The sequence below is a fragment of the Streptosporangium becharense genome, from assembly GCF_014204985.1.
GTDB lineage: Bacteria > Actinomycetota > Actinomycetes > Streptosporangiales > Streptosporangiaceae > Streptosporangium > Streptosporangium becharense.
The window spans coordinates 4815321-4826488 of record NZ_JACHMP010000001.1 but is presented as its reverse complement, the minus strand read 5'-3'; the positions used below and the strand labels follow the sequence as shown (position 1 = coordinate 4826488).

The following is an 11168-nucleotide window of genomic DNA, read 5'->3' as shown; positions in this document are numbered from 1 at the left end:
CGGGCGGGACGTGGGCGGACGGGACGTTCAGGGGCAGGGCGTTCACGGGCAGGGCGTTCACGGACGGGGCGTTCACGGACGGGGCGTTCACGGACGGGGCGTGGGCGGCCCGGCTCCGGAGGAACCACCGGCGTACGTTCACGGACGGGTTCCGGAGGAACTGCCCGCGTACGTCTACGACCTGGCGGAGCTCGACGCGCACGTGTCGGCCGTACGGGAGGCGCTGGGCGACGTCGAGCTCCACTACGCGGTCAAGGCCAACCCGGACCCGCACCTGCTACGGGTGCTCGCCCGGCACGTGGACGGGTTCGAGGTGGCCTCCGCCGGGGAGCTCGCGCACGTGCGGGGCCTGTTCCCCGACATGCCCGTCGCGCTCGGCGGCCCGGGGAAGACCGACGCGGAGCTGCTGTCCGACGTCGCCCGGCTGCACGTGGAGAGCCCGAACGAACTGCGCCGCCTCCTGGCCGCGGGCCGCCCGGCCGACGTGCTGCTCCGGGTCAACCTGGACGTGCCGGTGGAGGGGGCGTCACTGGCCATGGGCGGCGGTGCGACGCCGTTCGGCATGGACCCGGACGGCGTCGCCGAGTGCGTGGCGATGCTGGAGCGGCAGGACGCGGTACGGTTCCGCGGGGTCCACGCGCACCTGGCCAGCGGGCTCGACGCCCCCGCCCTGCTGAAGCTCGCGGCGGCCGTGCTGGAGTACGCGCGGGGGCTCGGCGTCTCGGAGGTCAACCTGGGCGGCGGCATGGCCGTCTCCTACGCCGACCCGGCCGCCCGGTTCGACTGGCGCGCCTACGGCGAGGGCCTGGCCTCGCTGCGGCGACCGGGCGAGGTGCTGCGGATCGAGCCGGGACGGTCGCTGACCGTCTACTGCGGGCGGTACGTCACCCGGGTGATCGACGTCAAACGGGTCCACGGCGAGCTGTTCGCGGTCGTCGCCGGAGGCACCCACCACCTGCGGACCCCCGCCACCAAGGGCCACTCCCAGCCCGTGGCCCCACTCCCCCCGGGTGAACCGGTCACGATCGTCGGCCAGCTCTGCACGCCCAAGGACGTCCTGGCCCGGAACGTCCCGGTCGCGCTGTCCCCCGGTGACGTCGTGGAGTTCACCATGGCGGGTGCCTACGCCTGGAACATCTCCCACCACGACTTCCTGATGCACCCCGCGCCGGGTTTCCACTACCTGCCGGACGGGGCGGCCGGTTAGGGGCCCGCCGGGCATCCCCCGCCGGGGAAGGGGCTGGGCACCGATGGTTCCCGGCCCCGATCACCGCGTTCTCAACGGGGCCACGAGGAGAGCGATATGCGCATGTATCAGGCATATCGCTGGATACCATGCGTCCTGCGGAGGGCTGTCGGCGAGGCAACGGACCTGCTCCGGCGAGGGGACGCCGACCGTTCGGGAAGTCCGGCGATCCCCGGTCCGACAACGCGACGAGGACGAACGGAAGCACGTGTACGACTCCTACGATTTCGACGACATCATCTTCATGGCCGACTGGGCGGCGGCCGAGGACGCGTCCGACCATGTGCCCGCGGAGGACGTGCGACGGCTCGTCGAGCGCTACTGGTCGCTCGACGACTGGCGGAAGCGGGTGACGGTCGCCAACCTGCTGCGGCGTCAAGGACCCGACGACGTGCGACCGGTCATGATCGACGTGCTGCGTGCCCCGCTGATCCGCCCGGGCGAGGCCGACATGCTGGAGATCGTCAAGATTCAGGCGCTGGCCTTCGTGGACAAGCGTTACGACACCTTCGACCGCTTCTACAACGATCGCCGGTTGCTGAGCGAGACCGTGGACCAGGTGTTGCGCGAGCACGGGCTGCGGATGGACGAGCCATGACCGTCCGCGATCACGCCGCTCCCGGCACGGTCGGCCACGACCGTACCCCGACCGGCCCGACCGGTCGTAACCCGCGTGCGGACGCGGTGATCCGTCTGCTACCTTCACCGGCATGAAGCGTGCCGCTGTGACGACGACGCCGGAGGATGTCCCGGCGCGCTGACAGTTGCCTTTGTCCGAAGCCCCGGGGCGAGTGCCCCGGGGCTTCGGCGTTCGGTCACTCGCCCTCCCGTCCGCGAGGAGACCACGATGCACGACCACCGCAGGCTCGGCCGCGAGCTGGACCTGTTCGACACCGACCCCCTGATCGGCGCCGGGCTGCCGTACTGGCTGCCCGCCGGAGCCGCCGTGCGGCACGCCCTGGAGGAGTACGTCCGCGACCTCGAACGCCGGGCGGGCTACCGGCACGTGTACTCCCCCGTGCTGGGCAAACGGGAGCTGTACGAGATCTCCGGGCACTGGGCCCACTACAGCGACGACATGTACCCCCCGATGGACGTGGGCGGCGAGCAGGTGGTCCTGAGGCCCAGCCTGTGCCCGCATCACGCGTTGATCTTCCGTTCCCGGGCGCACAGCTACCGGGAGCTGCCGCTGCGCCTGGGCGAGCTGGGCGGGATGTACCGCTCGGAGCTGTCGGGGGTGCTGGGCGGGCTGAGCCGGGTACGGGCGATCCAGCTCAACGACGCGCACGTCTTCTGCACCCCGGAGCAGGCCGCGGACGAGGCGCGGGCCGCCCTGGAGCTGATCCGCCGGGCCCACGCCGACCTGGGCGTCCGCCCGGCCCGCTACCGGCTCTCGCTGCCCGGGGCCGGTGGGAAGTACGTCGCCGACCCGGACATGTGGCGGCGGGCAGGGACCCTGCTGGCCGGAGTGCTCGACGACCTCGGCGTGGCGTACGAGGCCGTGGAGGGGGAGGCGGCGTTCTACGGCCCGAAGATCGACGTGCAGATCGCCGACGACGCCGGTCGCGAGGCGACCCTGTCCACCGTCCAGGTCGACTTCCACCAGCCCCGGCAGTTCGATCTGCGCTACACCGGGCCGGACGGGGCCGCGCACCGGCCGGTCATGGTCCACCGCAGCATCGTGGGAAGCGTCGAGCGCGCCGTCGCCCACCTCATCGAGGTTCACGGCGGCGCCTTCCCGGCCTGGCTGGCGCCGGTCCAGCTCGTGGCGCTGCCGGTCTCCGAGGCCGAGGTACCCGCGGCCGGCGCGCTGGTCCGGCGGTGCGTGGAGCTGGGACTCCGCGCGGAGCTCGCCGGGCCGGAGCGCGGCTCCCTGGGCGCCCGGATCCGTGAGGCCCGGCTCGTGCCGTACCAGGCCGTCGTCGGCCCCAGGGAGGCGGCCGGTGACGAGGTCGCGCTACGCCTGCGCGACGGACGCCGGATCGACCCGCTGCCCGCGGCCGAGGTTCTGGCCCGCGTCCTGGCGCTCACCTCCCGCCACTCGCCCGGCCTGTGGGAGGGCGACGTCCCGAACGGGTGAGCGACCGGCGGGCAGTCCCCCGGACGGCCCCCGGCGGCCCCCGGGCGGCCCCCGGCGGCCCCCGGGCGGCCCACACCCGGGCCCCGGGTGGTACCCCGAACCCCGGGCGGCCCACACCCGGGCCCCGGGTGGTACCCCGAACCGCAGGTGACCGACGGACGGCACCCCGGACGGTCACCTGCAGATCAGGCGGGGCTGGCCCCACGCCTTCAGCAGCCTGGCGGGTACCGCGGGGCACCCGTCGCTGTCCCCCCGGTACTTCCACGGGCCGCCGCCCGCCTTGTTCCAGACGTGCGGCCCGCCCCGGTCGCTGTCCGGGTGCCCCTTGATCCGGATGGAGCCGATCGCCCAGTGAACGTCCTCGGCCCGCGTCACACCGGTGATCTTTCCGTAGTGGACTCCTTTAGGCCCGTCGACTTCGCCGCGTGCGAGGCCGGGAATGGAGTCGGCCCAGTACTTCCAGTACGTGTCGCCGAGCGCGGTGCGGATCTGGTCCGTGGTCCTGAGCTTGACGGCCTTGCCGTTGGCGGCGTCAGTGCAGCCCGTGCAACCCGTGACGAGGACCAGACCGGTGAGCACCGTAACCAGCGATGTACGCATGTGCTCTTCGATGCTCGCCGCACGTGAGAAGTTGTGACGTACCCGACAGACGCTCCGGGATCAGCGTGCGGCGGGGACCGACTCGACGAGCGCGACCAGGCCGCGCTCGTCGAGGAGGTTCACCGGGCGGACCGTCTCGTTGAGCAGGACGTAATGGAAGGCCGCGCTGACCTGCTCCAGCGGCACCCCGGCCAGATGGGACCAGGCCAGCCGGTAGGCGGCGAGCTGGACGGCCGCGGCGGCCTCCGCCTTCCCGCCCCGGGGGCGACGGCCGGTCTTCCAGTCGACGACCTCGTAGCGGTCCTCGGCGACCTGGAACACGGCGTCCATCCGGCCGCGGACCACCCGGTCGGCGATGATCGTCTCGAAGGCGACCTCGACGTCGAGCGGTTCGCGACCCGCCCACTCGCTCTCCTCGAAGCGTTCGCGCAGCTCCTCCAGCCGGGCGTCGCTCTCCTCCACCTCGTCGGACGCGCCGGGCAGCTCGAACTCGTCCAGCAGCCGCTGCTGGCCCCAGCGCGACTCCAGCCACTGGTGGAAGGAGGTGCCCCGGCGTGCCAGGGGAGCGGGCTTCTTCGGCACCGGGCGGCGGATCTGCCGGGCCAGTGCCTTCGGGTCGGAGGCGAGGGTGACCAGGGCGGAGACGGTCAGGTGGGCGGGCAGCTCCACCCGGCCCGGCCCGCGGCGCCGGTTCAGCTCCCGTTCCCTGAGCAGCAGCTCGATGTCACGCTCCCAGGCGTTCACCCGCTCCCGGTCCCAGCCGCGCAGCTCCCCCGTCACCGGGACGGAGCGTCGCTCCCGCGGGTCGCCCGGGGAGGGAACGCCCCCGTCACCCGGGTCAGCCGGGTCGTCCGAGCCACCCGGGTCAGCCGGGGAAGGCACGCCCTTCTCACCGGGGAAGGGCGTGCCCGCCGTCCCCGGATCGTCCGGGGAGGACACTCCTCCGGCGGCGGGGAGCCACTCCTGTCCGGCCTGTCCAGGGGCTGTGGGAGGAGGCACGTCGTCGTCCGGGGCCTCCGGGAAGGGGACGTCCTCGTCCCACGGGTCACCGGGGAAGGACGGATCCCCGTCCGGGGCGTCCGGGAAGTGCGACGCGTTCGGGATGTCCGGGAAGTGCGACGCGTTCGGGATGTCCGGGGCGTCCGAGAAGTGCGGGGCGTCCGGGAAGGGGATGTCCCCCTCCCACGGGTCGTCCGGCACGTGCCGGAGCGCGGGACCGGTGCGAGCGGGATCGATGCGAGCCGAGCCGGTGTCCGGCCGGGACGCGGATCCGGCGAGGGCCGCCAGGGCGGACTCCACCAGGGTGGCGCCGTCGAGGACGGCGGCGTAACGGACGTCGTCCGGGGTGACCGGCCAGGCGGACTCCGCGGGCTCGGCCAGCAGCGGGTTGACGGCACCATCCTCCAGCTCCGGCGCCCAGGAGGACACCCGCCCGCAGGTGTCGCGGATCTCCAGCAGGAAGTCGGACGGCTCCAACGGCCGGGCCGCGCTGCCCCACCGGTAACCGGAGGCGATCAGCAGGTAGTGGGCCCGGGTGACGGCGACGTACGCCAGGCGGCGCTCCTCCAGCAGGTCGCGGTCGCGGCAGCGCTCGTCGAACTCGGCCAGCTCCTCCTTGGCCAGTCCCGGCAGCACCGGCAGGTCGGAGGCGTCCCCGCGGAGCTGATAGGGCAGTTTGCGGGGGTTCTCCGTCCACCTGGGGCTGGTCGTGGGCCGGGCCGGGAACACGGTGCCGACGGTGAGCGCACCGGCCTTCGACAGCGCCTGCGACAGGCCGGGGACCACGACGACCGGCCACTCCAGGCCCTTGGACGCGTGCACGGTCATCAGCTTCACGCTGTTGCTCTCGCCGACCCGCCCGGCGTCCAGGCCGTTCTCCTCCTCGTCGGCGGCCTTGAGGAACGCCAGGAACGCCCCCAGGGTCGGGTCCTCGGAGTCGCCGGCGAACCGGGCGGCGGCGTCCAGGAAGGCGTCCAGGTCGGCGCGGGCGGCGAACGGGCCGACGGCGACGCCCCGCGCGGCGACCTCGATGTCGAGGCCGAGCCTGCGCTCGATCTCCAGGATCAGGTCGGGCAGCGGCTGGCCGGCGTGCGCGCGCAGCAGCCGCAGTTCCTGGGCCATGGCGACCAGCCGCACCCGGGCCAGCGGCGAGAAGAGGTCCTGCCACTCGGGCCGGTCGGGCAGCTCGTCGAGGGCGTCGACCAGGCTGCCGCGCTCCTCCGCCAGGTCCGCGACGACCTGGTCCAGCGGGTCGGCGACCGGGGAAGTGCCCTCCCGGGTCTCCCGGTTGAGCTCGCGGGCCCGTTCGCCCAGCTCCTTGAGGTCGGCGGGGCCGATCCGCCAGCGCGGCCCCGACAGCAGCCGCACCAGGGCGTCCCCGGCGCCAGGGTCGTAGATCACACGCAGGGTGGCGACGATGTCGGCGACCTCGGGCACGGTCAGCAGGCCGCCCAGGCCGACGACCTCGACGGGGATGCCGCGGGCCTCCAATGCCCGGCGCAGCGCGGGGAACTGCGCGCGTTTGCGGGCGAGGATCGCGATGTCGTGGGGTTGCAGCGCCTGCGGACCGCCCCAGGTGCTCTGCTTGGCCTTCCTACGCTCACCCTCGGCCCAGGGCAGCCCGTCGGGTGCGCTCTCGGTGCCGAGCAGGGTGGCGATCCCGGCGGCGACCCACTCCGCCTCGGCGTCGGCGGTCTCGTGGAAGGCGCACACCACCCGGCCGCGTCCGACCCGGTTGCCGCCGGGGACCAGGACCGGCACCTCCCTGGCCTCCATCCGCAGCGGCAGCTGGAGCCGGGCCGCCACGTCGAGCACGGCGTCGCCGTTCCGGAAGCTGACCGACAGGCGGCGGACCGGCGCGGGCTCCCCGGAGGGGGTCGTGAAGTCGCGGGGGAAGCGGCTGAGGTTCCCGGCCGAGGCGCCGCGCCAGCCGTAGATGGACTGGCAGGGGTCGCCCACCGCCGTCACCGGATGCCCGCCGCCGAACAGCGAACGGAGCAGGACGAGCTGGGCGTGGCTGGTGTCCTGGTACTCGTCGAGGAGGACGACGGCGAACCGGCCCCGCTCGATGGCGCCCACGTCGGGGTGTCTGGCGGCGATCCGGGCGGCCAGCGCCATCTGGTCGCCGTGGTCGATGACCTCCCTGCGGCGCTTGAGGCGCTCGTACGCCTCGACCAGGGGCAGCAGCTGCTCCCTGGCCCGCTGGGTGACCAGGGGCCTGCGCTGGTCCTTGACGGGCGTTCCGGGCAGCGCGGCGTACCGCTCGGCGAGCCAGGCGCCGACCTCGCGCACGTCCTGCGGGGTGCGCAGGTGCTCCGACAGCTCACCGGACAGCTCCAGCACCGCCCGGGTGACGGTGGCCGGGCCCCACTCGATCTGCTCCATCGGCCCGTCGTAGGCGCTGACCACGTGCCCGGCGAGCTGCCAGGCGACGGCGGGGCTGATCAGGCGCATGGTGGGTTCCAGCGCCTCGCGCAGGGCGTGGTCGGTGACCAGGCGGGCGGCGTAGGCGTGGTAAGTGGAGATGGTCGGTTCGCCCTCCAGCAGCTCGGCGGGGACCTGCCCGGCCGCCACGAGGCCGGACAGGCGCTCGCGGACGCGGACGGAGAGCTCCGCGGCGGCCTTGCGGGTGAAGGTCAGGCCGAGCACCTGCTCGGGGCGGACCAGGCCGTTGGCGACCAGCCAGACGACCCGCCCGGCCATGGTCTCGCTCTTGCCGGACCCGGCTCCGGCCATCACCACCATGGGTTCGAGCCCGGCCTCGATGACCTCCGCCTGCTCCGGCGTCGGCGGCAGGATGCCCAGCTTGGCGGCGAGCTCGATCGGGCTCAACACGGGGCGTCCTTCCGGCGTGCGGCGCGGCCCCGCCCCGGGTGGACCGGACTCAGCACACCTGGTCTCCGTTCTTGCTGACCGGGCAGCTCGACCGTACCGCGCAGGTGCGACAGCCGTCGTTGACCTTGGCCTGGAAGAACGGCCCCGACATGCCGGCGGCCACCGTGTCGACCATGTCGCGGGCCCAGCCCGGGTCGGAGTCTTCCGACAGGGGACGCTGTGCCTGCTCCTTGGCGGCCTTCTTGCCCGCCGCGTCGCCCACCTGCACCAGGGCGGCGCCGCCGGGCTCGGTCATCCCGTGCCGGGAGAAGGCGCCCAGGAGTGCGGCGAGCTGGTAGACGCCGAGCTGGGGGTGGCGGTCGAGGTCGGTGTCGCGGGGGCCGTTCTTGCCGGTCTTGATGTCGATGATCACGGCCCGGCCCTCCCCGTCGCGCTCGACCCGGTCGACCCGGCCCCTGATCTCCACGCCCTCGGCGACGGTGGCGGTGAACGCCTCCTCCAGGCCGACCAGCTCACGCGGGTTGTCCTGGTGCCAGCGGAGGAACTTGGAGATCATCTCCTCGGCGACCCTGCGCTGCTTGCGGTTGTACCAGACGCCGCCGAAGTCGAGCTCGTGCCAGATCTCGTCGAGGCGCTTGCCCAAGGTCTCCTCGGTGGGCATGCCGGAGGCGACGAGCACGGCGAGGGCGTGGATGACCGTGCCCAGGCCGCGGGCCGCGTCGGTTCCGCCCGCGCCGACGGAGGTCTCCAGCAGCCAGCGCAGGCCGCACTTGCTGAAGCTCTCCACCGCCGAGGGGGAGACCCGCACGGTGCCGTCGGGCCAGCTCAGCGGCCGGTCGTCGGAGATGGGGGTGAGGGCGTACCACTCGTTGGGGTGGGCGCCGGGCACCCCGGCGGCGGCGAGCCTGGCCAGGTGCCCGGCCGCGGCCCTGCGCAGCGCGTCGGGCCGGGTGGTGTCGGAGACCGCCGAGCGCAGGTCGGCCACCAGGGCGGGCATGCTCAGCCAGCGGGAGCGCTCGTCGACACCGGTCTCCCCTGCCGAGTCGGGCACCAGCTCGGTGAGGAAGCGCGAGGGCCGCTCCTCGACGTCCTCACCGCCCACGGCGGTGACGACGAGCCGCTTCCTGGCCCTGGTCGCGGCCACATAGAACAGGCGCCGCTCCTCGGCGAGCAGCTGGGAGGAGAGCGCGGCGGCGACCGCGGCCGGGTTCTCGTGCTCGGACCCCTCGGCCCTGGCGACCATGTCGTCGGTGCTCAGCACGGACCCGCGCAGCCGCAGGTCGGGCCAGGCACCCTCCTGGACGCCCGCGACGACCACCACGTCCCATTCCAGGCCCTTCGAGCGGTGCGCGGTGAGGATCTTGACGGTGTCGCCGTCAGGGGCCCGCGCGGCCAGGGAGTCGCCGGGGATCTCCTGGGCGACCAGGTCCTCCACGAACACGTCCACGCCGGCGTGCGGCAGCCGGTCGACGAACCGGGCGGCGTGGTCGAACAGCGCCACCACGGCGTCGAGGTCGCGGTCGGCCATGCTTCCCCGGGAGCCGCCGGCGAGGCCGGCCTGCGTCCAGCGCTCGGCCAGGCCGGTGGCCTGCCAGACGGTCCACAGCACGTCCTCGGCGCTGCCGCCCCGCCGTACGGCCTCGGTGGCGGCGGAGATGAGGCCGGCCAGCCGCTCGGCGGGCGCCGCCACGTGCGGCTCGACCCGGACGAGCTCGCGCGCGTCCTTCAGCGCCGCGACCAGCAGCTCGCCGGAGGAGCGCGGGCGGGCGGCCTCGCGGTCGGCCGGGCGGTCGGTCACGTCACGCTCGTCGGGGTGGGTCAGCGCCTCGTGCTCGGCGATGCGCAGGGCACGGCGCAGGCGGCGCACCCCGATCATGTCGGTGCCGCCGAGGGCACCGGTCAGCAGTTCCTCGGCCAGGCCCTCGTCGAGGATCTCCGGGTGGAGCGCGACCTGGATGAGCCGGACCAGCGGCCGGACGCCCGGCTCCTGGAACAGCGGCACCTCGGCGCCGCCGACCCTGACCGGCACCCCGGCGGTGACCAGGGCCCGGCGCAGCAACGGCACCTGGCGGGTCGCCGAACGGACCAGCACGGCCATGCGCGACCAGGGCACCCCGTCCAGCAGGTGCGCGCGACGGAGGGTGTCGGCCACGAGCGCCGCCTCCTGCGTCGCCCCGTCGGCGACCAGCACCCGGACCTCGCCGGGCTCGGTGTCCGGCAGGGGACGCAGGTCACGGTGGGCGGCGCCGCCGGGGACCGCGGGGAGCCGGGCGGTGACGCGGCGGGTGGCCCGCAGCAGCTCCGCGCCGCTGCGGCGGCAGACGCGCAGCGCGATGACGGGCGCCTTGTCCCCGTCGGTGTCGCGGAAGCGGTCGGGGAAGTTCATGATGCCGCGGACGTCGGCGCCGCGGAAGCCGTAGATCGACTGGTCGGGGTCGCCCACCGCGACGAGGTCGCGTCCCTCCCCGGCGAGCTGCTGGAGCAGGAACTCCTGGGCGGGGTCGGTGTCCTGGTACTCGTCGACGAAGACGGCGTCGTACGCGGACCGCTCGCGCAGACGCACCTCGGGGTCGGCGAGCAGCGCCCCGGCGGCGCGGACCAGCTCGGCGTAGTCGAGCACCGGTTCGAGGTCCAGGTCGAACCGGGCGTGGTAGCGGTCGGCGAACCGCCCGGCGGCCACCCAGTCGGCGCGACCGTGCCGGCGGCCCAGCTCGACCAGCTCGGGGCCGTCGAGACCGCGCTCGGCGGCGCGGGCCAGGAAGTCGCGGAGCTCCTGGGCGAAGCCGCGCGTCTTGAGCGCCTCGTGCATGTCGCCGGGCCAGTGCACGGCGCCGTCCTCCAGCTCTCCGTGCAGCAGGCGGCGGATCTCCAGCAGTTGCTCGGGGCCGGTCAGCAGGCGCGGCGGGAGCGTCCCGGCGAGCACCGCCTCACGGCGCAGCAGCGCGTAGGCGTAGCTGTGGAAGGTGAGGGCGAGAGGGCTGCGGGTGGTGCGGCGCATCCGGGCGGTGATGCGCTCGCGCAGCTCCTCGGCGGCCTTGCGGCTGAAGGTGAGGACGAGCACCCGCTCGGGGTCGACGCCACGGCGCTCGATCCGGTCGACCACGCTCTCCACGATCGTGGTGGTCTTGCCGGTGCCCGGCCCGGCCAGGACGAGCAGCGGGCCTCCCTCGTGCGCCACGACCGCCCGTTGATGCTCGTCCAGCTCAAGGGCAACGGCCCTCTCTGAACCCGTACGGCGCACCAACCGCCAACCCTGACCACTCACAACTCGTCATTCCACCAGATCCCGGGCGATGATCGTGCCGAGTCGGCGGGTACGGCAGGGTGGATCCGGTCGTCCGCCGGGTGGGTGGACGGCCGGTGGAGCCGCCCGCGGCGGTGCGGACCTGGGGCGGAGGCCCCCACCGG

At 74.1% G+C, this 11168-nt stretch carries 6 protein-coding genes; 3 read left to right on the top strand and 3 right to left on the bottom strand.

All coding sequences use genetic code 11. The annotated features are described in order from the left end of the window. Positions 1 to 100: 100 nt before the first annotated feature. The 3 genes from F4562_RS21320 (at position 101) to thrS (ending at position 3326) form a co-directional block, all read left to right on the top strand. On the top strand, positions 101 to 1207 hold the full coding sequence (locus tag F4562_RS21320) for an alanine racemase (RefSeq protein WP_184545080.1): 1107 nt from the start codon (positions 101 to 103) through the stop codon (positions 1205 to 1207). Between the two features lie 247 nt (positions 1208 to 1454). After that, on the top strand, positions 1455 to 1844 hold the full coding sequence (locus tag F4562_RS21315) for a hypothetical protein (protein WP_184545078.1): 390 nt from the start codon (positions 1455 to 1457) through the stop codon (positions 1842 to 1844). Between the two features lie 159 nt (positions 1845 to 2003). Further along, positions 2004 to 3326 (top strand): threonine--tRNA ligase, encoded by a 1323-nt coding sequence (gene thrS / locus F4562_RS21310; protein WP_260316072.1) that lies wholly within the window; start codon positions 2004 to 2006, stop codon positions 3324 to 3326. Between the two features lie 174 nt (positions 3327 to 3500). Here thrS and F4562_RS21305 read toward each other — a convergent pair whose 3' ends face one another. From F4562_RS21305 to F4562_RS21295, 3 genes are read right to left on the bottom strand one after another with little or no spacing between them, the layout of a single operon-like run. Continuing rightward, positions 3501 to 3926, bottom strand: a complete 426-nt coding sequence (locus tag F4562_RS21305; protein WP_184545074.1) for a hypothetical protein — start codon at positions 3924 to 3926, stop codon at positions 3501 to 3503. Positions 3927 to 3986: 60 nt separating this feature from the next. Next, entirely contained in the window at positions 3987 to 7760 is a 3774-nt protein-coding gene (locus F4562_RS21300) for an ATP-dependent helicase (RefSeq protein ID WP_184545073.1), read from the bottom strand. A gap of 49 nt (positions 7761 to 7809) precedes the next feature. Beyond that, on the bottom strand, positions 7810 to 11001 hold the full coding sequence (locus F4562_RS21295) for an ATP-dependent helicase (protein WP_311734171.1): 3192 nt from the start codon (positions 10999 to 11001) through the stop codon (positions 7810 to 7812). Positions 11002 to 11168: the final 167 nt, after the last annotated feature.

Bases quoted from the DNA above. Each gene is read 5' to 3' on its own strand.
- F4562_RS21305 (WP_184545074.1), bottom strand. From the start codon at position 3,926: ATGCGTACATCGCTGGTTACGGTGCTCACCGGTCTGGTCCTCGTCACG.